17 protein-coding genes, 1 tRNA gene and 2 riboswitches are annotated in these 22,236 nt (G+C 31.9%); of the genes, 4 read left to right on the forward strand and 14 right to left on the reverse strand.

Annotated features, from left to right (window positions below; translation table 11 throughout):
• Positions 1-6: 6 nt before the first annotated feature.
• The 4 genes from TCEL_RS11870 to TCEL_RS13290 form a co-directional block, all read right to left on the reverse strand.
• Positions 7-570, reverse strand: coding sequence for a DUF3780 domain-containing protein (locus tag TCEL_RS11870; protein WP_018666426.1), 564 nt, complete (start codon positions 568-570; stop codon positions 7-9).
• On the reverse strand, positions 570-3,677 hold the full coding sequence (locus TCEL_RS11875; protein ID WP_018666427.1) for a DUF499 domain-containing protein: 3,108 nt from the start codon (positions 3,675-3,677) through the stop codon (positions 570-572). Before TCEL_RS11875 ends, TCEL_RS11870 begins: the two co-directional genes overlap by 1 nt.
• A gap of 279 nt (positions 3,678-3,956) precedes the next feature.
• Positions 3,957-4,033 (reverse strand) — tRNA-Arg (locus tag TCEL_RS11880).
• Positions 4,034-4,099: 66 nt separating this feature from the next.
• Positions 4,100-4,222, reverse strand: a complete 123-nt coding sequence (locus tag TCEL_RS13290) for a Spo0E family sporulation regulatory protein-aspartic acid phosphatase (protein WP_018666429.1) — start codon at positions 4,220-4,222, stop codon at positions 4,100-4,102.
• A 256-nt stretch (positions 4,223-4,478) separates the two neighbouring features.
• Between TCEL_RS13290 and TCEL_RS11885 the strand changes: the two genes are divergently transcribed.
• Positions 4,479-5,861: an oxaloacetate decarboxylase subunit alpha gene (locus TCEL_RS11885; RefSeq protein WP_018666432.1), complete on the forward strand. Its 1,383-nt coding sequence runs from the start codon at positions 4,479-4,481 to the stop codon at positions 5,859-5,861.
• A 92-nt stretch (positions 5,862-5,953) separates the two neighbouring features.
• On the opposite strand, the gene TCEL_RS11890 is transcribed toward TCEL_RS11885, so the two are convergent.
• Both TCEL_RS11890 and TCEL_RS11895 read right to left on the reverse strand, forming a co-directional pair.
• Positions 5,954-6,694 carry an N-acetylmuramoyl-L-alanine amidase gene (locus TCEL_RS11890; RefSeq protein WP_018666435.1) on the reverse strand — a complete coding sequence of 247 codons (741 nt, stop codon included), beginning with the start codon at positions 6,692-6,694 and terminating at the stop codon, positions 5,954-5,956.
• Between the two features lie 123 nt (positions 6,695-6,817).
• Positions 6,818-7,030 carry an alpha/beta-type small acid-soluble spore protein gene (locus TCEL_RS11895; RefSeq protein ID WP_018666436.1) on the reverse strand — a complete coding sequence of 71 codons (213 nt, stop codon included), beginning with the start codon at positions 7,028-7,030 and terminating at the stop codon, positions 6,818-6,820.
• A gap of 224 nt (positions 7,031-7,254) precedes the next feature.
• On the opposite strand from TCEL_RS11895, the gene TCEL_RS11900 reads away from it, so the two are divergent.
• Positions 7,255-8,346 carry a 6-phosphofructokinase gene (locus tag TCEL_RS11900; RefSeq protein ID WP_018666438.1) on the forward strand — a complete coding sequence of 364 codons (1,092 nt, stop codon included), beginning with the start codon at positions 7,255-7,257 and terminating at the stop codon, positions 8,344-8,346.
• A 15-nt stretch (positions 8,347-8,361) separates the two neighbouring features.
• On the opposite strand, the gene mgtE is transcribed toward TCEL_RS11900, so the two are convergent.
• The 8 genes from mgtE to TCEL_RS11940 all read right to left on the reverse strand — a co-directional run bounded on the left by mgtE (position 8,362) and on the right by TCEL_RS11940 (position 19,911).
• Entirely contained in the window at positions 8,362-9,696 is a 1,335-nt protein-coding gene (mgtE, locus tag TCEL_RS11905; RefSeq protein WP_018666440.1) for a magnesium transporter, read from the reverse strand.
• Between the two features lie 158 nt (positions 9,697-9,854).
• Positions 9,855-10,017, reverse strand: a riboswitch (M-box (ykoK) riboswitch).
• Positions 10,018-10,131: 114 nt separating this feature from the next.
• Complete coding sequence (locus tag TCEL_RS11910; RefSeq protein ID WP_018666444.1) at positions 10,132-11,769, reverse strand: Na+/H+ antiporter NhaC family protein; 1,638 nt, start codon at positions 11,767-11,769, stop codon at positions 10,132-10,134.
• Between the two features lie 87 nt (positions 11,770-11,856).
• Positions 11,857-12,034, reverse strand: a riboswitch (Lysine riboswitch).
• A gap of 63 nt (positions 12,035-12,097) precedes the next feature.
• Positions 12,098-13,006, reverse strand: a complete 909-nt coding sequence (locus tag TCEL_RS11915; protein WP_018666445.1) for a pseudouridine-5'-phosphate glycosidase — start codon at positions 13,004-13,006, stop codon at positions 12,098-12,100.
• On the reverse strand, positions 13,000-14,091 hold the full coding sequence (locus tag TCEL_RS11920; RefSeq protein WP_018666446.1) for a PfkB family carbohydrate kinase: 1,092 nt from the start codon (positions 14,089-14,091) through the stop codon (positions 13,000-13,002). The genes TCEL_RS11915 and TCEL_RS11920 overlap by 7 nt, the downstream gene beginning before the upstream one ends.
• A gap of 47 nt (positions 14,092-14,138) precedes the next feature.
• Entirely contained in the window at positions 14,139-16,064 is a 1,926-nt protein-coding gene (locus TCEL_RS11925) for a cellulose biosynthesis cyclic di-GMP-binding regulatory protein BcsB (protein ID WP_018666448.1), read from the reverse strand.
• Positions 16,065-16,074: 10 nt separating this feature from the next.
• On the reverse strand, positions 16,075-17,313 hold the full coding sequence (locus tag TCEL_RS11930) for a glycosyltransferase family 2 protein (protein ID WP_018666450.1): 1,239 nt from the start codon (positions 17,311-17,313) through the stop codon (positions 16,075-16,077).
• The gene (locus TCEL_RS11935; RefSeq protein WP_018666451.1) at positions 17,310-18,890 is read right to left on the reverse strand and encodes a polysaccharide deacetylase family protein; all 1,581 of its coding nucleotides are present in this window, start codon (positions 18,888-18,890) and stop codon (positions 17,310-17,312) included. The genes TCEL_RS11930 and TCEL_RS11935 overlap by 4 nt, the downstream gene beginning before the upstream one ends.
• Positions 18,868-19,911 (reverse strand): hypothetical protein, encoded by a 1,044-nt coding sequence (locus TCEL_RS11940; RefSeq protein ID WP_018666453.1) that lies wholly within the window; start codon positions 19,909-19,911, stop codon positions 18,868-18,870. The genes TCEL_RS11935 and TCEL_RS11940 overlap by 23 nt, the downstream gene beginning before the upstream one ends.
• A gap of 239 nt (positions 19,912-20,150) precedes the next feature.
• Between TCEL_RS11940 and TCEL_RS11945 the strand changes: the two genes are divergently transcribed.
• A complete protein-coding gene (locus TCEL_RS11945; RefSeq protein WP_018666455.1) occupies positions 20,151-20,435 on the forward strand; it encodes a hypothetical protein in 285 nt (94 codons plus the stop codon).
• 154 nt (positions 20,436-20,589) lie between these two features.
• Complete coding sequence (locus TCEL_RS11950; protein ID WP_018666457.1) at positions 20,590-22,236, forward strand: PTS transporter subunit IIBC; 1,647 nt, start codon at positions 20,590-20,592, stop codon at positions 22,234-22,236.

Below are 22,236 nucleotides of genomic sequence, written 5' to 3' on the forward strand. Positions count from 1 at the left end.
TCACCTCTATTTATCTATCTCCCTTTGTATAGCATAATCAAGTAAGTTTAATTGTTTTACTGCCTCCTCAACAGGATTTTCTGTTAAGGCATATCTTATTGCCTTTCTCCAACCTCGTTTATCGTTTGCATGGCCTGTTGCAGCGTTTGTCATTGTAAAGAGCCACCATCTCTCTTCTTTAGATAGGCCAAGCCAGTTCTTTATTGCAGTAGGTATAACACTTGGGTCACAATCCTCTATTGCCCATGCAAGTAATACAAGTTCTTTACCAAATAATCTGTGAACTGGTGTTTGTCCTATCTGCCATTTACCAACAGGTAGCTTATCCTTTTTAAGCCTTTCATTAAATTCTGTCCTAAGTGTATCCTCTATCATTTTCCATTTATGTTTTGAAAGTTCAACTTTAGGTATATCTCTTTTTATATCTAAAACCTGTGTATCTTTATCATGTTGCCACGCAAATCTCTCATAGACAACCACTTTAGCATTTGGACTTCTTGGAATTATAACCAGAAAATGGTGTTCTGATTCTTCTGGGTTAAACCCAAATCCTATTGTATCTTTTGCCATTATTGAATTATCTCCCTTTCTTCAAATTCAGTTAGTGTCTTCTTTTTATCTGCGATGTAATCTAAGAAGTTTTGTCCTGTCTCAAAAATAGCCTTACTATATTCAAACGAAATATTTACACTTCCACTTTGAACTAGAGTATTTCTTATGTTATCAAGAACCGTCTCTATTGCATCAGGTTTACATACAATATCATTTCCCATTGAAAGATCTATCCATCCACCACTTGATGATATATCATTTCTAAATAGAATTATATTTACATCTGAAACTGATACATTATGCTTCTTTAACATATTCAATTCTTCATAGGTTGATTTAGTATCTTGGAATTTTAATCTTTTAACAAGTGTTAGCTTTCTTGATTTATCTATTTCTCTTGCGTTTACTTGTCCCTTTTCTACTTTAATTTGTATTTGTTCTGAATAAATACCCTTTTCTTCAGCCACTGCCAATATTATTGTAGTATTATCTGGTATTTCCACTTCTCCTTCATATATTCCACCATTTTCCTTTGGATTCGAACCATCTGTAGTATATTTTATCTTTACATTTGGATTAGCCTTTAGTTCCAATACTTTCTTACCATTTTTGTCATATACTCTACCCTTTATCGTTATTTTATTTGTCCAATATACTGGATCACCTGTTTCATGTTCACCATTTGAATCTATACAAACAAATGATAACTTTAATTCTTTAGTTTTAAATTCATTTGGATTTTCTACTAAATTTGATGCACTTGTTGCTGGTCCATCTATTTCATAATAAATCTTATTACCATATTGTGGAGTTAGCCTTAAAACAGCCTCTCCTGTTTCTTCATCATATCTTATTTGTTGTATTAATACATTTGTCTTTTCTTTTGGGAATGGCCCTTTATCAACATATCCACCATTTTGTCTCCATATATCTTTTCTTAACATATTTTCAAGCAAATTATCTAATGCACTTGGTTCATGCCATTGCCATTCTGGATTTATTGCTGCCCTTTCCTTAATATCTTGCCATCTCATTTCCTTTTGAGTAAATAATCTTGCTTCACATTTTTGTCTTAACTTATCATCATCCAAATCGGTTGTAAACTTTTGTCTTTGAATTAGTACTTCTTTTATTTGCTTTTCACCATTATATTCATTTCCCACAAACTGCATAATAAAGTCTACTTTTAACAGACCATATTTAGAAGGATAGTATAGGCACTGGAAGGTCTCTCTTGCTGTTTGAAGTAATTCTAATTTTATCTTATCAAGCTTATCCTGTGCCTTTTGGAATTGTGGATCACTATCCTTTATCCTTTCTTCCTTCATCCTTTTAATTATTGCATTTATAGCCTTGTGTTCTTTAGCCTTTGTATACAGGTTTTCCATTGTTCTTCGTTGACCTGTTAAAAACATAACTCTATTTTTAAATCTTTGATATTCATAAAACTTTTGAACTTCTGGATTTAAATCGTTTGATAACTCATATGGTTCAACTATTATAAGAGATATCTTGTCTTGTTCAAGTTGTACTTCATCTAATGCTGGAAATACATATAGCTTTTGATAGCAATCTGCTAAACTTGGCTTAAACTTTTCTTCTAAGAATGTTCTAAGTTCCTTTTTAGCACTTTCATTGTCATAGGAATCTATTAATGAATTCATTTCAGCAATTATATTTTTTATATTTTGGAAGAATATTCTTCCATCTCTATCTGTATTTAAATACCATGCCCTCATTGCAAGTTCCTGCAATGCTCTTTTAATTCTTGTTATATCTTTATTTGGCTCACATAGATAACCTATTATCTCATGTTCTGAAAGTCCAAGCAATGCATGTGGGACATCCGCAAGTGAAGCTACCAATATTATTTTGCTGATCTCCTGCATTGATGTTTCATTTAAAGATCTATCATAAATTTCTGCTACTGCCTTTCCATTTGATGCAATGTCATGGGATATTGCATTTGATAATGATGGCTTAATTTGTGTTATTGCCGTAAACATCTCATGGTCATTTAAGTCAAAATCATATACATTTACTAAATATTTCTTTGCTGCAAGTGGCTCTTCTCCTCTATATAGCTGATTTATTATTATTCTCATCAACCTAATAAGGCCTCTTGTTTGCTGGAATCCTGGATTCTCTTTGAATCTCGCATACAGATCTTTAATTACAGGATGGAATGGATAGGAATCCTTTATTCCAATATATACTTGGTCTGCTGATATACTTGTATATCCCATTTGCCTTGCTTCATTTACTGCTGACTTATATGCATTTGCAACTTCATTTATTTCTTCCATACTTGGAAGTTCTTTAAATAATCTTTTTCTCAATATATGATATACTTCATCTGATGCTTGTTGAACTGGCTCTATATTTAATGCAAAACGATTTATTTCACCTTCTAATTCTTTAAAAGATGATTGTAAAAGTTCGCTTCCACTTTCATAGCTTGCCTTAAGGTCTGATACTACTAAACAAACATTTGATAGTTCTTCCTTTGCTATAGCATTAAAAAGATTTGCAAGTGCTGTTGTTGTAATAACAGCAAGGTTAGTGTCTCCAATAACCTTTGATTTTGCATTTTCAAGATATGGTGGTAGCTCATCAAGTAAAATAAGCAATGGTTCACCCTTTAACAAATTAACCCAAGCTGTTTGACCTGGGGCTTGAAGTGGTGAATAATAATCTTTAAAATATTCCTTCTTGCCTAATTGCTCTGCAATTGAGCCCCATATTCCAAATGGTGCATCTGACTCACGTCCAGTAAATGCAACAACCTTTATTTCACCTAAATGGCTATTTCTATACTTTTCACCAAGTATTTTTTCCCTTATTCTTGGATATTTAGCTAACAATCCAAGTGCAATCATGTTATGGGTTTTACCACCACCCATTGATTGAGTAAGCTTAATTATTCCTGTTTGCCCTTGTCTATGAAATCTTTTAAAAGCTGTATCAAATAATATACTCATCCCTTGTGTTATATAGTTTTCTTCAAAGAATTGCTCTGGATTTATCCTGTTTTCTATTAAGTCTGTTAAGTCAAGCACATCATCTCTTTTTGTTTCATCAAATACACTTTCTCTTGGCCTACATAATTCAAATAGAGTTTTCAATGGAACCCCACCCTTTCGCTATTATTGTTACATATTTATTATATATCATATTAGTTAATTTTTAAATTTTAAAAAGCCACCAATTTATAAAATCAGTGGCTTTTTAAAATATGGTCATAAAATTTGTGTTAACTACATTATGCCGTTTAAAATTTGTCATATTGATTTTAAAACGCTTCATTTTAAACATCCTTGAATTAATCGGAGAATTTTAAACAAAAAACGCCTACAAACACATTTATATATGTGTTTATAAGCGTTTAAGCGTTTTAATACCTGTGGTGCACCTGAGAGGATTCGAACCTCCGACACACGGTTTAGGAAACCGTTGCTCTATCCTGCTGAGCTACAGGTGCAGGTTCTATCTTGATTATATTACCATGAATTTTTTTTGTCAACTGCAAAAAAATAGGGGAAATCCCCTATACTACCTTCTTATTTTGATATTTTTTCTGAAATATTACTATATATTCATCTAATTCTTGACTTATTTTAACTATTTCATCATTAGTTACGTAGTTATTTTCTCTTAGTTTTTCATCCAACAACCCYTTAGTTTTTCTATTTTTTTGCGCAAGTTTCCCATCCCGACTCATCCCCTTTTTTTTTAGGAGTCGGTTCCTAAAAAGTAAAATTATTATTATAAACAATTATATTGCCTTTAGTAAAGATTTGCAATACATAATGAATTATTTTAATTAGTAAATTTATTTCATGATGTTTGAAATTTATCCTTCATTTTTTTGATATTATCGATAATTTATTGTATAATATTCTTAACAAACGAAAAGGAGTGGGGATATGAGAGTTAACATTACAGAAACTATATTAAGAGATGCAAACCAATCTTTAATTGCGACAAGACTTCCTTACAAAGAATTTGAGGCTGTACTTGAACTTTTAGATTCTGCAGGATATCATTCTTTAGAAGCATGGGGTGGTGCAACATTTGACTCATGCCTTAGATTTTTAAACGAAGACCCATGGGAAAGACTGAGAAACATAAGAAAAAGAGTTAAAAACACAAAACTTCAAATGCTTCTTAGAGGACAAAATCTGTTAGGTTATAAACATTATCCAGATGATGTTGTTAGAGAATTTGTAAAAAAGGCTATACATAATGGTATAGATATTATAAGAATATTTGATGCACTAAATGATTTTAGAAATATTGAAGTTTGTGTAGATGAAGTAATAAAGCAAGGGGGACATGCCCAAGGAACCATAGCCTACACAATAAGTCCAATTCACAATATAGAAAGCTACATTAAACTTGCCAAGGAATTAGAATCAATGGGAGTTCATTCAATATGTATTAAAGACATGGCAGGAATAATGGGGCCAAAGGATGCCTATGAGCTTGTTTCTGCCTTAAAAAAGACTGTTAAACTACCAATTGTACTTCATACACACAGTACAACAGGCCTTGCACCAATGACTTATCTTAAGGCCGTTGAAGCTGGTGTTGACTGCATAGATACTGCAATTAGCTCCTTCTCAGGTGGAACAAGCCAACCAGCTACCGAATCAATGCACTATGCCCTAAAGGAGCTTGGATACGAAACAGGTCTAAATGAAAAAATATTAAAGGAAATAAATGACCACTTTAAAAAGGTTAAAGATAAATATGTAGAATCAGGACAACTTAACCCATTTGTACTTGGAACTGATACAGATGCATTAGTTTACCAAGTACCTGGGGGAATGCTTTCTAATCTTATATCTCAATTAAAGGAACAGAAGGCTCTCCACAGACTAGAAGAGGTTTTAGCTGAAGTTCCAAGAGTACGTGAAGATTTAGGTTATCCACCACTTGTTACTCCAATGAGCCAAATGGTTGGAACTCAAGCTGCTCTTAATGTGCTTCAAGGTGAAAGATACAAAATAGTATTAAAGGAAGTTAAGGCCTACATAAAGGGTGAATATGGAAAAGCACCTGGTAAGATAAGTGAAGAATTGATAAAGAAGATATTAGGAGATGAAAAACCTCTTGAAATTAGATTTGCAGATATGTTAGAACCTGTATTTGAAAAAACAAAGGAACAAATAAAGGATTTTGCAAAGACAGATGAGGATGTTTTATCATACCTTCTATTCCCTCAAGTTGCAGAAAAATTTTTAAAGGAAAAGTATTCTGATAAACCAAAGGAAAAGACAATTACATTTAAAATAGAAGCTGTATAATGTATTGTTTAAAAAGCCTCATGTAAGGATTTAAAATTAATAATCCTTTCATGAGGCAATATTATAAATAACATTTAAAATTAAACACCCTATTAAATAAATTCAATATACCTTCCAAATACCCATCCACCATCTACCCTATACCAGCCATCTATAATCTCATATACCTTAACCACTTCTCCATATTTTAAAACTTGAACTATAGGTGATTGTAGTGTTGGACCCTTTCTTACATTGAGTCCAGATTTTGCAATAACCTTTCCCTGTTTTATATCATATATTGTTATTCCTAATGCATTTCCAATTCCCCTTGCAATACAAAGGGCAATCTTTTTCTGCATATTTTCGTTCTTTAGTATAGCTTCTTCCTTTATATTGCTTATAAATGCCACTTCAACAAGGCATGCTGGCATCTTTGTGTGTTTCAAAACATAAAAATTTCTAGTTTTAACCCCTCTATTTCTAAATCCCATCTTATCCACAAGTTCCTTTAATATTTGTTCTGCAATACTTTTAGCAGGACTCCTTAAGCTATAACAATATACTTCACTCCCACTAGCATTTTTATCTGCAGCACTATTACAATGTATACTTATAAAATAATCAGCACCTATAGAATTTGCAAAATCCACCCTATTTTTCAAACTCTCTCTTGAATTCCTGGCAGGGTTTTCATCCTTTTCTCTTGTTAAGACTACATCAATTCCATTAAATTTTAGTATCTCTGCTAACTTTAATGAAATTGATAAATTTACATCCTTTTCCATTAACAAAGTTGGTCCAACAGCACCTGAATCAAATCCTCCATGACCAGGGTCTATACATATCTTCATTTCTATCCCCCCTTATACAGTATATTCACTTATTAAATTGTTGTTAAATAAAAAAATTACAATTGCAAACAATAAAAAAGGGAGCATCCGAAGATACTCCCTTTTTTTTGTTAGGTTTTTAGGTTATTGCTTACCAGCTAGATTTCTTTCGTAAGCTTCAACCATCTTCTTAACCATGTAGCCACCTACTGTTCCACATTCCTTAGAAGTCATATTTCCCCAGTAACCTCCATCTGGAACCTTAACACCTACTTCATTAGCTACTTCATATTTGAATTGGTTAAGAGCTTTCTTTGCTTCTGGAACAACCTTTTGGTTCTTTCCTGTTGTATTCATTCTGTTCACCTCCTGTTTTGTTCTGTTATTATTAATTTAACCAAATCAACTTTTTATATTCAGGGAATTAGGTGTAATGCTACATGTATCTATTTAAAAATACTTTTTTTGTTAAATAAAAATAACTTTAGAAATTATGTAATATTATTTATTTTAATTTATTTTTAATACTATAATTTTAATAATAGGGTCTTGATTTAATTAATTAAATTGGAGGGGTTTATATGGCAGTTAAAAAGATTGCTATTTTAACTGGTGGTGGGGATTGTCCAGGTCTTAACGCTGTCATTCGTGCAGTTACACGAACAGCAATTTTAAAATATGGCTATGAAGTAATAGGCTACAGATATGGATATAGGGGTCTTTATAAAAACGACTTTATTCCTTTAACTCTTGATACTGTTTCAGGAATACTACACAAGGGCGGAACGATACTTTACAGTTCAAATAAGGACAATTTGTTTGACTATCCAATTGAGGAAAATGGAAAAATAGTAAAGAAGGATGTTTCAGATGTTGCAATAGAAAATTTAAAAAAAGAAAATGTAGATGTACTTGTTGTAATAGGTGGAGATGGAACTTTAACAAGTGCACGCGACTTTGCAAGAAAGGGAGTTAAAGTTATAGGTATCCCAAAAACAATAGATAATGATTTATATTCAACAGATTTAACCTTTGGTTTTTATTCAGCCATAGATGTTGCAACAGATGCACTTGACAGGCTCCATACAACAGCAGAATCACACCACAGAATTATGATACTTGAGGTTATGGGAAGAAATGCTGGTTGGATTGCTCTGTACTCTGGCATTGCAGGTTCTGCTGATGTAATTTTAATACCTGAAATTCCATATAGAATTGAAAAGATTGTAGAAAAGATTGAACAAAGAAAAGCACAAGGTAAACCATTTAGTATAATAGTAATTGCAGAGGGTGCAAAACCAAAGGATGGTAATGTAGTAATTAGTAAAATTGTTGAAGACAGTCCAGATCCAATAAGACTTGGAGGAATAGGTAATAAACTTGCAAGTGACTTAGAAAAATTAATAAAGAGCAATGAAATTAGATGTGCTGTGCTTGGACATATACAAAGGGGAGGAAACACTTCAACCTTTGATAGAATTCTTTCAACAAGATATGGAGTAGCTGCAGTTGAGCTTATACATCAAGAAAAGTTTGGAAATATGGTATGTCTTAAAGGAGATACTATAACCTATGATTCGCTTGAAAATGTTATAGGTAAAACTAAAAATGTTGATCCAGAAAGTGAGCTTGTACAAGTTGCCCGTTCAATAGGAATAAGCTTTGGAGATTAAACTCCAAAGCTTATTTTATATACCCAATATCATTGTAGCACAAGTGAAATATACTATTAATGCAACTGCATCCACTATTGTTGTAATAAGTGGACTTGCCATGATTGCTGGATCAAGCTTTAGTTTTCTTGCAATTATAGGAAGAACTCCTCCTACAATCTTTGCAAGCATAATTGTAATAAATAGTGTTATCGTTACTGTAAGAGATACTTTGAAATTTATCTTTTCTATATAATAAATTCTTAAAAAGTTTATTAATGATAATACAACTCCTACTATGAAAGAAACCTTTAATTCTTTAAAAACAACTTTAAAGAAATCCTTTGTTTTAATCTCCTCAAGTGCAAGTCCTCTTATTACAAGTGTAGATGATTGAGAACCTGCATTACCACCCGTGTCCATAAGCATTGGTATAAAGGCTGCTAAAATTGCAACCGATTGGAGAACCTCTTCGTATCTTTGAATTATTCTTCCTGTAAATGTTGCAGAAATCATAAGAATTAAAAGCCATGCTATTCTATTTTTAGCTAAGGTGAACACACTTGCATCAAGATACTCTATATCAGATGGTTCCATACCTGCCATCCTTTGAAAGTCCTCTGTATTCTCCTGTTCAATAACGTCTACAATATCGTCAATTGTAATAATTCCAACAAGTCTTTCCTCTTTATCTAAAACAGGAATAGCAATTAAGTCATACTTTTTAAATAAACTTGCTACTACCTCTTGATCATCGTGAGTATGAACGTATATTACGTCTGTATTCATTATATCTTCAATCTTTCTATTTTCATCACATATAACAAGCTTTCTTAATGATATAATTCCCTCAAGCTTCCTACAGCTATCTATTACATAGCATGTATATATAGTTTCCTTTTCAATGCCCGTCTCTTTTATATGCTTAATTGCTTCGCCAACAGTCATATCCTTTCTTAAATCAACATACTCTATTGTCATAAGGCTTCCTGCTGAGTTTTCTGGATAGTTTAAAAACTGATTAATTAAGGCTCTCTCTTCTTCCCTTGTGTTCTTTAATATTTTCTTTACAACATGTGCAGGCATCTCTTCAATAAAATCTATCATATCGTCAAAATACATTTCGTTCATTATATGCTCTATTTCTTTATCTGTAATTGAATCAATTATATTTTTCTGTGCCTCATTTGAAAGATAAGCAAAAACATCAACAGCTAAATCCTTGGGTAGAAGTCTAAATAATATAACTGCTTCACTTGTATCTACTTCTTCAATTATATCTGCTATATTTACTTCATTTAACTCTATAAGCTCACTTCTTAATTCTTTATAATTTTTGCTTTTCAAAAGCTCTAGAATTCTTTCATTCATCCTTGACCCCTCCTTTTTAGAAGAGCCAATATCCTAAGTGACGGATATGGCTCTTTTTTATTAAGTTTTTATTTTCAGGAAAAGGACTACTAGAATCCATATCCATCACTCCCTTCATTAATAAAATAAAAAAATCTCTACTCAACAGTAGAGAAATATACATTTCTTTATTGTTGAGCTTTAGCACTACAAAGCGTAGACTCTTCGTCAGCTACATTAGAAATAACCTTCACGATTATTTCTGTTAACCCATTGGAATCTCTCGATTTTTCTGGGCAGTAGCATATATCTTTGTAGGAGCCTCACCTAACAATCGTATTTAATTTTATCCATGTTATATTATATTAGATTTATTTCAATAATTCTAGTGTTTTATTAAAAAATTAACATTAAAAAAGTAAACTTAAGGCTGTATGCCTTAAGTTTACTTTTTTATCACTCCTCTAAACTTACTTCAGCCTCTAATTCAATCTCTTCAACAGGTCTTCCAACAAACCTTACAAGCATAAAACAAGCAAATACACCAAGTAGAAGTGAAACTACAACTGGTATTCCTATTGCAACTGGTAGATATCCACAAACAACTGTTACAACACCTACTACAACTGCATAATAGAGCTGTGTTTTAACATGGTGTAGGTGGTCACACATTGAACCCATTGATGATAGAATAGTTGTATCTGATATCGGTGAGCAGTGGTCACCAAAAATGGCTCCTGTAAGTACTGCTCCTATACTCATTGTCATAAAGTTTACATCAGGTGACATTGAGTGCGCAAGTGGAATAACAAGAGGCATAAGTATTCCCATAGTACCATAGGATGTACCTGTTGCAAAGGATATTACTGCACCTAATATAAATACTATACTTGGAAGTAAGAACTTAGGTAGCGTTCCTGATAAAACACCTGCTAAATATTTTGCTGTTCCAAGCTCTTTAATTGTTCCAGATAAGGACCAAGCAAGAAGTAAAATTGCACCTGTTATTACCAAGGACTTTACTCCCTCAAGCCATGTATCTATTGCCTCTCCTATTGTCATTATTCTTTGTGAAACAGCCATAACTATCGCTATAATACTTGATAAAAGGGCTGATTGGAAAAGAACAACACTGGCATCTGATGCACCAAATATTTCTCTAATTGAATTAAATGAAAATGGTGCATTTTTTATAGCCTCAATTAACTCCTTATTATCTCCTGACATTATACTTGTATATCCACTATAGTAAAATCCTAAAAATGCAAACAATATTAGTGATCCTATCGGAACTACTGCGTTCCATATGCTTAATTTAATTCCCTCTTTAGGTTCTATATTTGAAGCCTCATTTGACACCATTGGTTTTGCATCATCTGCAATAACCTTTCCAAGTATTCTGGCTCTCCTTTCGGCCTCAAGCATTGGACCAAATTCACGTGCTAAAACTGCTGTTAGCACTATAAATGTGAGTATAAATATGTTGTAGAACCTATATGGTATAGTTGATACAAACATTCCATATGCATTGATATCTTGTCCAATTTGAGCATATCCATCCTTTATTAAGCTTATCTCATATCCAACCCAAGTTGATATAAGTGCAATTCCTGCAATAGGGGCTGCTGTTGCATCTATTATAAATGATAATTTTTCCCTTGATATCTTCATCTTATCTGAAACAGGTCTCATTATTGGTCCTACAATTAATGAATTTGCATAGTCATCAAAGAAAACAAGTATCCCAAGAAGCCAAGTTATAAGCTGTGCACTCTTTGCTGATTTTGCCCTCTTTGACAGTGATTCTGCTATTGCCTTTGCACCACCCATTTTAGATACAACTGCAATCAAGCCTCCAATTGCAAGGCATTGAAGTATTACACCTGCGTTCCAAGTATCTGCAAGGGATGAAAGTATCTTGTCCACTAATCCTAAAAACGCATAGAAAAAGCTTAAAAGGAAACCATGGGAACTTAAACTTAAAAGAAATGTACCTGTGAACACCCCTACAAATAGGGATAAAAGAACATTTTTAGTTATAAATGCCAATACGATGGCGACAATTGGTGGTAGAAGTGTTAGAATTTCTGGCATAAAAAAACTCCTCCTTTGTAATTATTTTTTCGGAGGAGAGTCCATCAAAGCAAAAGACACCAAAGGTACAAAATAAGTACCCTGCCTTTGCATGATAGCTCTCCACAAACTATGCGTTTGTGACAGTGCTGTATATATTCTATACAGCCCCAGCCATAGAGCCTTAAAGCATCAGCTCTACGCTTCGGCGGTGGCTCCTTTCCTATACCCTCATCGTGCTTGCCTCAGATATAGTACTCTTAGACACCGCGCCTCTATCATGTCTAACGCATATTCAATTTTTATTAATATGCATTTTACAGGATACTTGCCAAACTGTCAACATCTTTTATAAATTTTTTGCAATTTGTGCAGCAAGTTTTACATTGTTAAATACAAGTTGGATATTAGACTCAAGGCTCTTTCCACCTGTAATATCCTTAACCTTTGCAAGTAAAAATGGAGTTGATTCTTTTCCCTTTATTCCCTTCTCTTCTGCTTCCTTTAATGCATCCTCTATAGCTCTATTTATAGTATCATAATCCATTTCATATTCCTCAGGAATTGGATTTGCAACAACGACTCCACCTTTTAAATTAAGTTCCCATTTAACCTTAAGCATTTTTGCTATCTCCTCTGGTGTATCTAGTCTGTAATCAACCTTAAATCCACTTCTTCTTGTATAGAAGGCTGGAAGCTCATCTGTTCTATATCCTACAACTGGAACTCCAAAAGTTTCAAGGTATTCAAGAGTAAGACCTAAATCAAGTATTGATTTAGCACCTGCGCAAACCACTGCAACATTTGTATTTGCAAGCTCTTGAAGATCTGCTGAAATATCAAAGGTCTCTTGTGCACCTCTGTGTACTCCACCTATTCCACCAGTTGCAAACACCTTAATTCCTGCAAGTGCTGCTATAATCATAGTTGATGCAACAGTTGTTGCTCCATCTAATCCCTTTGCAACTATATATGGGATGTCTCTTCTACTTACCTTTACTATTTCTCTTCCCTTTTTACCTAGGTATTCTATCTCTTCCTTGGTTAAACCTGCCTTTAGCTTTCCACCTATGATTGCTATTGTTGCTGGAACTGCTCCATTTTGTCTTACTATCTCCTCAACCTTAAGTGCTGTTTCAACATTTTGTGGATATGGCATACCATGAGATATTATTGTAGATTCAAGTGCTACAACAGGCTTTCCATTTTCAAGTGCCTCTTTTACTTCATTTGAAAGAACCAAATAATCCTTTAACATAATCCCAACTCCTTTTGTTTATCTTTAACATTTTGTACTGTTAACCTATCTGAAATAGTATCCTTTGAAGAAAGCGTTATTGCTGCTGCCGACATAGCAAATTTAACTGTTTCTTCAATTGTAAATTCATTTAAATATCCATATACTAACCCAGCCAAAAAGGCATCTCCTGCACCAGTTGCATTAACTACCTCAACCTTTGGCATTTTTATTATGTGTATTCCTTTTTTGCTTCCATAAATCACACCTTTTTCTCCAAGGCTTATAAATACATTTCTAACTCCCTTATTTAAAAGGACTTCGCAGGCCTTTTTACCTTTATCCACACTATCAACACAAATTCCTGTTAAAACTTCTGCTTCATAAATATTTGGTTTTACTGTGTGAAAATTACCTATAATGTCCCTTACCTTCTCTGCCTTTGCTGTTGATACAGTATCTAAAAACAAAATCAAATCATCAAATTCAGTTAAAACTTCAATTGCTTCCTTTGGAATATTAGTATCTACAACACAAAGCCTTGAGCCCTCTATTATCTTCCTTTTAGCCTTAATGTAATCAACATTGATTTTTTCACATATGTCCATACAGGATAGAGCAACTTCCATATCTCCCTTTTCATTTAAAATTGAAAGATATGTGGATGTATATTCTCCTGATAATACTAAACTGTGGGACATATCAATTCCTATATTTTTAGAATGCTCAAGTATTTTCTGACCATACACATCTTCTCCTACGGCTGTTATCAACTTAACATTAACATTAAGCCTTGCTAAATTTTCTGCAACATTTCTTCCAACGCCACCTAAGGACATGTTCAATTGACCTGGGTTTGAATCTTTAAACTTAAGCTTTGATTTTGGGAACCCCTGTATGTCTACATTTGCCCCACCTATAACCAAAACATATTCGTCCTCATTTACAATATATCCTTTACCTAAAATATATCCCTTTTTCATTAGATTTGTTATGTGAACTGCCACTGAAGCCCTTGCTATATTGAGCTTTGATGCTATTTCTTCTTGAGTTATAAATGGATTTTTCTTAATAAGTTCAAGTATTTCTCTCTCTCTATTCGTCATAAAATCACCTAAACATTTGTTTATTTTATAATCACATGTTTATTTTATCATTTATTCTGTTTGATTTCAATAAAAATTAATAAAATTAAGTCAATTAATGATAAAATAAAAAATATTTTAGCTAAACTCTCTCTGTCTAAGCTTTTTTTAGCTTCACTAAAACTATCCTTAACCTCATAATATCTTAATCTTCCATTTTCATCTACTATACAAATTTGCCCCTTTAGTCTTGGTGTAAAGTCAAAATTACTTAAATATATGCCGATATTTTTTATGTTTTCACTCTTTACGGTTTTTAATACTGCTAAAAAAGAACCCCTATTATCAAATAGAGAAAATGCTGACTCATTTTGCTTTAAACCCATCAACATCTCATAAACCTCTTTGTTTAAACTAGATAATTTAATATTTTCATCTGAATTTATATACATAAAATTATTTCTATTTTCATCCAATTGACTTGATACAGTTAAATTGTCTATTACTTTAATGCTATGGCCAAGATAAGAAAATATATTACACAGATACTTTAACTCCCTTGATGTAATGTTTTTTGGCAGAACTAGGTTTAAATTATTTAAACTATATCCTTCAACAAATGGAGCAGGATAATATATTAAATCTCTTCTAGTTTTATATTCTTTAGGTATATAAAATATTGAACTATTTAAAAGAACTGCAAATAGCCTATTGTTATAGTAATCTATGCAATTTTTTTCCCTTGGATAAAGATTATATTTAACTTTAACTTCTATATATGAGTTGTTTTTAAATTCCTTTAGAGAAATTTTTAGGCTATCTCCTAAACTCTTTTCTGTAGATAGGGGTTTATCTAGATATGGTCTTCCATTTATAAACACAGTTAAATACGAACTTTTAAAATCCAACATATTAGAGTATCTATATTTTAACTCTAAATATGCATCATCCTTTAATTCATATTCTTTAGGAATACCTATCGAAAAAACAGCCTCATTTTGATTATTTAATACAAAATCATCATACCCTAAATCCATCAATGTTAAAGTATCACTTAAAGTTGTATTGTAATCCATCTTATAACCTTCAAATAATGTTGAAGTTCCTTTTAATCCCTCTAAATATTCCTCATATCCTAACACTTTAACTGCCTCTATAATTTTTTTAGAGCTTATGGAGGTTATTAATAAAATATATTTCCCATTAGGAGAAGGAATTAGTTTTATTAATGCTTTATTATTTAATTCTTTTTTTTCGTATTCTGTTATGTATGCCTTAAAGCGATCATTTAATTTATTGTAATCTGAAATAACTATTATATTTTTATCTTCATTGTTAAACTCATCTATAAATTTTATATTTATATCCAAATTAGAGTAAGGCTCATATTTACCAAATATAGATGATAAATACAAAACTGCATTTATATCATCTAAACTTCTTGAAGTTAAAATCAATGCATCAACAGGAATATCTTGTCCCTTTTTTAAAAATGGATATGGGAAATCCCTAAGGGTAATATTTTTATTTTCATCTAAATACTCCAAATGTATATACGAATCCTCCAAAAACTCAACCCAATTTGCAGGATTTATAAAGTCCAAACAGTCCTCTTTATTTATTACTTTAAAGACCTTAAAACTTAATGTATTAAACCCCTTTTTTACCTTTTTACTAGGAATAGGAACTGCAGTCTGTATATTTTTTGTTCCAAACAAATTAATAGTTCCAATAGGTGAATTATTTAAATAGATAGTTAGGGAGGATGATGGATATTTTATCATTTCACTTATATTTATGTTCATATAAACATAGCTGTTATCACTTACAATCCAATGGTCATTTACATAAAAATTCATATTAAATTCATTATACACGCCCTTTATTTCCATGTTTTCTTGTAACTTGTAATTTATAACCTTAACATCTTCACAATGACATTCTGGAGTAAAAATAAAAAACAGTAATATGAAAAAGTAAATAATTTTTTTCATAAAATCCCCCCTAAAACCTCTCTGTTTTATACCATTTGTGCTCTCTATTTAAAACCCTATCCTTTATAAAGGAATATAATCCTTGAGCTGAAACAATTCCCCAAAGCTTGCAGTAGGTAAAATACATTAGAAATATAAGCATTATATTGTTAAATGTAAATTCTTCCTTCTCAAGCGACAGAGAAATTGAAACCTCAAGAACAAACATTATGTATGCCAAAAACCAAATTAAAAGAAGATTACCTGTAGTATATACTTTAATATCAGTTAGGATACCTAATATAAAAACAAGATCGGATATAAAAATTGCAGCTAAAAAAATTACATAGACTAAAAAAAAGTATAAAACATCAGCATAAGCTCTATTTTTCCTCATATCTTTGCTTAATAAATATTTATAAACAACATAAATATTTCCCTTAACCCATCTTTTCCTCTGCTTAAACCAAACCCTTAAATTCTCTGGTTCCTGCTCATAAGTTACAGCCTGAGGGACAAATTTAATTTTAAACCCCATACTATATATCCTAATACTTATTTCTGTATCCTCAGCTATAGCTTTTTCATCCCATCCTCCTATTTTATCAAGTATGCATCTTCTCACTAAAAAATTAGTACCTGGAATTGTACACAGGTTAAATATTCTCCATCTTCCTCCCTGTGCCATCCACTGAAAGCTTAATCCTTCGATGTTTATAAACCTAGTCAATAAATTTTTATTCTTATTTATAGTTCTAAACTTTCCTATAACAGCACCTAATGTATCATCTTTGTTTATCTCTGCCACTAAATACATTAGTGCTCTTTTATCTGGCCTGTTATCAGCATCATATACTGCAATAAGTTCTCCAACTGCATGTTTTAACCCTACATTTAATGCATTTGCCTTTCCTCTTCCACCATTTTCTTTATTTGTCCTTACAACCTTCATCCTTCCAGCGAATTCATCCTCAAGCTTACCTAAAATAAAGGAGGTGTTATCCATAGATAAATCATCTATTACAATAAGCTCAAATCTATCAATAGGGTAGTTAAGCTCCATTATACTCCTCACAGTCTCCTCTATTACCTTTTCTTCATTATGCGCTGGAACTAATATAGATACAAAGGGAAACTGGTCTATTTTAAACTTTTTTCTCCTAACCTCTAAATAATACTTATATCCAAAGAATGTTAATATACCCCCATAAAAAAGCATTATCCATATAGAATAAAGGGAGAATAAAAAAAACCTATCGTAAAAAATCATACATTCTCCCTCCTTATAGTTATGGAATGAATTAAAATAACCACCATACCTAAACTTAAACTTAAAAATATAATGGAGACTGCCTTTTGAATATGGTTGAAGCTAAAATAAAAACTGTTTATTTTTCTATAATTACATTCAACATTACCACCTTTACTTTGTATTGTTATATCCTTTATATTTACATAGTTATCCTCCATTTTTAAATCATAAAACTCAAAACCCTTATCCTCTATCTTTTTAACTATTTTCTTTAGATAATTAATATCCATGAATGTATGAAAATAAAAACCTCCATAGTAATCTCTAACTATAGATGCTCTATCTAAATTTTTAAAAATATCATTTATATTATCGCTATATACATATCCTAAATTTTCTGGTATAAGCCTGTTTATAAATTCTATATTTTGGATTTTAAAGGGATATGCTGTTGTACAAAAAGAATAGTTTGATGTTTGAATGTGTCCAACGTATGTTGAAAAATGTTTCTTTAAAAAATCATATCCTTCTTTATTTATTGCATAATGTGGTGCTTCAAATGCAAGAGGATATATTCCATTTTTGACACACTCTAAAACTGCGCTGTATATTCTATCCTGCATATACTTTTCCATATCATCTGAAGGTGGCCTATTATTTTTTATATCCCAAAACTCATATCCTTCCCCTGTCCTTTCATCTCTTATTTGATGAGTATAACCATGTAGTACTATACTTGCCCCATTACTTTGAAGATATCTTATTGTTTCAACAAATTCCCTATTATCAGACATTTTATATATTCTTCCATTCTCCTTATAGGCTGGAATTAGGGCTATCATATATGGAATTCCTTCACTTTTTAGATAATCTCCAATTCTTCGTAATCTCTTTATATCAACCCTTGCATGAACATCCTCTATTCTAACAAACACCTTTTTTTCTTCCCTATGAGGAATTTTTAAAATCTCATGGAGTACATCACAGAGTATGTAAAATACAGGACCTTCAGAATCATATCTTGTAACAACCCAAATATTGTTATAATTAAATATATAAGGTATTTCCCTTTTTCCATCATTAAAATAAGCTATAACTTGTCCATTTCTTACATCATAAAAATCAACAGAATTCCTATCCCCTATTCCATACTTACTTCTACTAAAAGGTAACATGCTGTTTTTATAAATTACCTCAACAGCATTAAAATTTTTACCTAAAAATTTAAAGTTTCCAAACTCATCAAGGCTTAATACATCTTCAAATCCACTTCCTATAAAAGTAACTATCCCCTTATATCTTATTAAATCTTCTTTTAATCTTTCACTCACTTTTTCATCATCAAGCCCCATTACAAAAACATAATCAAACCTATTAACCAACCCTAATGAATAGTCCCTTTCACTTACCTCATAAACATCTAAATCAAAGTGACCTAAAGCCAATTTAAATGTTAAAACCTCATCATTGTCATAACCAAATTTATGTCTTACATCATATACAATTAAAACCTTGTCCTTAACCTTATCTGCAAAAGCTCTCCCCATCATAAAGCTGAGTATTATAATTAAACTAATCAGTATTTTCTTTAACATAACACCCTCCAACCCTTAAGGCCAAAAGAGCATTTAAGTTATCAAAGGAATGGGCATAGTTTGTTCTTACATCTCCAAAGGCTCCATATATTTTTGATGATTTGTCTTTAACCTGAAATGCCATCATCCTACGCAATAGCATATTAAATAGATCAATATCTTTATAATAAAGTGCTATCCTTGCCAAAGTTGCATAAACTGCGGTAGATTCCATAGTGGAGGTTGGCTTTCTAGTTTTTATATCATATTGACTATAAATTGCCCCTTTAGTATTCATTTCATTTTTTATAAACTCAATAAAATCAAGGTAGAATATATTGTCCTCTGCTAAATGTTCTACAACTATTGCATTTTGAAGCATGTCTGCCTTTAAATCATTTGAATACCTCCTGCTTGTAAAATTATATTTATACGCAAAAAATGGAGTTCCATCAATCTTACCATTTTCAAGTATCCACCTAGAGTTCTCATATATACTTTTAAATCTTAAATCATAGTTTCCCATTAAATTGAGGGTATATAAATCTATGTATGAAAGTGTTATAGTATTTGACTTGTTATATCCATCATAATAATCAACTAAAAAACCTTTCTTGCATTCATATCTATATACTGCAGTAGATATCTTTTTTGCCAAGTTTATATAATCTTTATTGTCAAATACGCTATAACCGATTATAAGTGCCCTTATAATCCTTAAATCATCTATACTAGCTGAAGCTGAATACTTATAATCCTCACCAACCCTCCAAGATACCAAGTTATTTCTTAAAAGCATTCTATTACTAACAAAATCATAATGTTCTCTAAACTTTTCTTCATTTTTAGTGTAAGCATAATAGATCATAGCAAGCCCCTCAGATTCAGATAAAACATCCTTTGACCCCTGCTCTAATTTATAATTTGTATAAATTCCCCCTAGGCTGTTTGTTAATTTATTTTCTAAAAAGCTTCTAACAAGCCTCTCCTGCTCTGTTTCACATGAATATTCAAAGTTAAAAACAAGCTTTTCCTCCTTCATATTTACCCCCCATAGTATAAAAAGTATTGCAATTATAACCAAAATATACCTTTTTATATATACCACTCCCCCATATCTTATAGAAATTATATTTAGTAAACCAAAATATTAGAACATAATGGTAACACCATAAAAAATATAATTATAAAAAAACTAGTTAAATCATTGACAAATTTCGATATTTGCTTTATACTTAATTTTGGAATTATCTGAATATTCTTGTATTGGAGGCGACTTCTATGAGCTTATACCACATCGACGCAAACTTAAAAAACTCAATCGATGAAATAGTACAAGAAATAATTGAAAATAACTACGATGTAATTGAAATAGATAATGCCTGTGAAGGCTGTGATAGTGATATAGTATTTAGTTGCTTTGACAACCACCCAGCATTTACACTTTTAAAACAACTTCAACTTCAAGGAATAAGAGGATATAGATTTGACTGCAATGTATTAAATCTTGATAGAGAAAAAACAATAATTAGAAAATATGATATGACTAACATTAATGACATATAATTTTAAATATTATGATTAATTGTTTATTTCTTGACATCAGACTTTTTATACTATATACTACAATTGTTAATTGTCTGAAATATTTGATGGTTTACCATCAAATATTTTTTTACACTTTATGCAATCGTTTGCTCATTTAGAAGGAGGTTTTACTATGTCTAAAAAAATATTCACCTTTGATTTTTGGCAAAAGTTCGGGAAAGCACTTATGGTAGTAGTTGCAGTAATGCCTGCTGCAGGACTTATGATTTCACTTGGAAAGCTTATTGGAATTTTATTTGGGGACATAACACTTGCACAGACGATTGCAAGAATAGTTGAAGACTTAGGTTGGGGTATAATAGTAAATCTTCACATATTATTTGCAGTTGCAATAGGTGGTTCTTGGGCAAAGGAAAGAGCAGGTGGAGCATTTGCATCGCTTATAGCCTTCATATTAATAAACCGCGTAACAGGAGCAATATTTGGTATAAATAGCGCAATGCTACAAGATCCAAACGCAACAGTTAAAACTATATTTGGTTCAAACTTGGTTGTTAAAGACTACTTTACTTCTGTACTTGGTGCCCCTGCACTTAACATGGGAGTATTCGTTGGTATAATATCTGGTTTTTTAGGTGCTACACTTTATAATAAATATTACAACTACAACAAACTTCCAAATGCACTTTCCTTCTTTAATGGAAAAAGATTTGTTCCTTTTGTTGTTATATTAGGTTCAGTAATTACAGCAACCATACTTTCAATATTTTGGCCAATTGTACAAACAGGTATTAATACATTTGGTAAGTGGATTGCAACATCAAGAGACAACGCTCCATTTATATCAACATTTATATATGGAACACTTGAGAGAATTCTTCTTCCTTTTGGTCTTCACCATATGATTACAATTCCTATGAACTATACAGAACTTGGTGGGGTTTACAACATACTTACTGGTGATAAAATTGGACAGGTAGTTTATGGACAAGATCCACTATGGCTTGCATGGATTACAGACCTTAACAACCTAAAGGCTGCTGGAGATATGGCTACATATAACAAACTTTTATCTACTGTACATCCAGCAAGATTTAAGGTAGGACAAGTTATTACTTCTACTGCATCTCTAATAGGTATTGCACTTGCGATGTATGTAAGTGTTGATAAAGAAAAAAGACCACAGTATAAGTCAATGTTCCTATCTGCTGCACTTGCAGTGTTCTTAACTGGTGTTACAGAACCTATTGAATTTATGTTCATGTTTACATCACCAATACTATACTTTGGATATGCAGTTTTTACAGGACTTGCCTTTGCAATGGCAGACCTTATAAACTTAAGAATACATGCCTTTGGTTTTATTGAGCTTTTAACTCGTACTCCGATGATAATAAATGCAGGACTTACAAAAGACCTATTGAACTTCATATTTTCATGCGTACTATTCTTTGCAGTAAACTTCTTTGGATTTAAATTTGCAATAAAGAAATTCAACATATTAACTCCTGGACGTGGAGAAAACACAATTGATACATCCGAAGAGGAGGCTGCTGCAACAACTACAGGAATAAGCAACAGAGAACTTGCTCTAAAGGTAATTGAACTACTTGGAGGACGCGAAAATATAGTTGATGTAGATGCCTGCATGACAAGACTTAGAGTTACAGTAAATGACATTTCAAAGGTTGCAGAACAAAGCAAGTGGAAGGAAAACGGTGCTGTTGGACTAATCATAAAGGACAAGGGCGTTCAAGCTATATATGGACCTAAGGCAGATATATTAAAATCAGATATAAACGATATATTGGGGGCATAA

Source organism: Thermobrachium celere DSM 8682, from assembly GCF_000430995.1.
Lineage (GTDB): Bacteria > Bacillota > Clostridia > Clostridiales > Caloramatoraceae > Thermobrachium > Thermobrachium celere.

What these genes read in the sequence shown, in the direction of transcription:
- TCEL_RS11920 (WP_018666446.1), bottom strand. Translation starts at nt 14,091, where the DNA reads ATGACGAATAGAGAGAGAGAAATACTTGAACTTATTAAGAAAAATCCA.
- TCEL_RS11940 (WP_018666453.1), bottom strand. Translation starts at nt 19,911, where the DNA reads ATGAAGGAGGAAAAGCTTGTTTTTAACTTTGAATATTCATGTGAAACA.
- TCEL_RS11945 (WP_018666455.1), top strand. Translation starts at nt 20,151, where the DNA reads ATGAGCTTATACCACATCGACGCAAACTTAAAAAACTCAATCGATGAA.
- TCEL_RS11930 (WP_018666450.1), bottom strand. Translation starts at nt 17,313, where the DNA reads ATGATTTTTTACGATAGGTTTTTTTTATTCTCCCTTTATTCTATATGG.
- TCEL_RS11910 (WP_018666444.1), bottom strand. Translation starts at nt 11,769, where the DNA reads ATGCCAGAAATTCTAACACTTCTACCACCAATTGTCGCCATCGTATTG.
- TCEL_RS11915 (WP_018666445.1), bottom strand. Translation starts at nt 13,006, where the DNA reads ATGTTAAAGGATTATTTGGTTCTTTCAAATGAAGTAAAAGAGGCACTT.
- TCEL_RS11895 (WP_018666436.1), bottom strand. Translation starts at nt 7,030, where the DNA reads ATGAATACAACAGGAAAGAACCAAAAGGTTGTTCCAGAAGCAAAGAAA.
- TCEL_RS11935 (WP_018666451.1), bottom strand. Translation starts at nt 18,890, where the DNA reads ATGTTAAAGAAAATACTGATTAGTTTAATTATAATACTCAGCTTTATG.
- mgtE (WP_018666440.1), bottom strand. Translation starts at nt 9,696, where the DNA reads ATGAATGAAAGAATTCTAGAGCTTTTGAAAAGCAAAAATTATAAAGAA.
- TCEL_RS11890 (WP_018666435.1), bottom strand. Translation starts at nt 6,694, where the DNA reads ATGAAGATATGTATAGACCCTGGTCATGGAGGATTTGATTCAGGTGCT.
- TCEL_RS11900 (WP_018666438.1), top strand. Translation starts at nt 7,255, where the DNA reads ATGGCAGTTAAAAAGATTGCTATTTTAACTGGTGGTGGGGATTGTCCA.
- TCEL_RS11885 (WP_018666432.1), top strand. Translation starts at nt 4,479, where the DNA reads ATGAGAGTTAACATTACAGAAACTATATTAAGAGATGCAAACCAATCT.
- TCEL_RS11925 (WP_018666448.1), bottom strand. Translation starts at nt 16,064, where the DNA reads ATGAAAAAAATTATTTACTTTTTCATATTACTGTTTTTTATTTTTACT.
- TCEL_RS11950 (WP_018666457.1), top strand. Translation starts at nt 20,590, where the DNA reads ATGTCTAAAAAAATATTCACCTTTGATTTTTGGCAAAAGTTCGGGAAA.
- TCEL_RS11870 (WP_018666426.1), bottom strand. Translation starts at nt 570, where the DNA reads ATGGCAAAAGATACAATAGGATTTGGGTTTAACCCAGAAGAATCAGAA.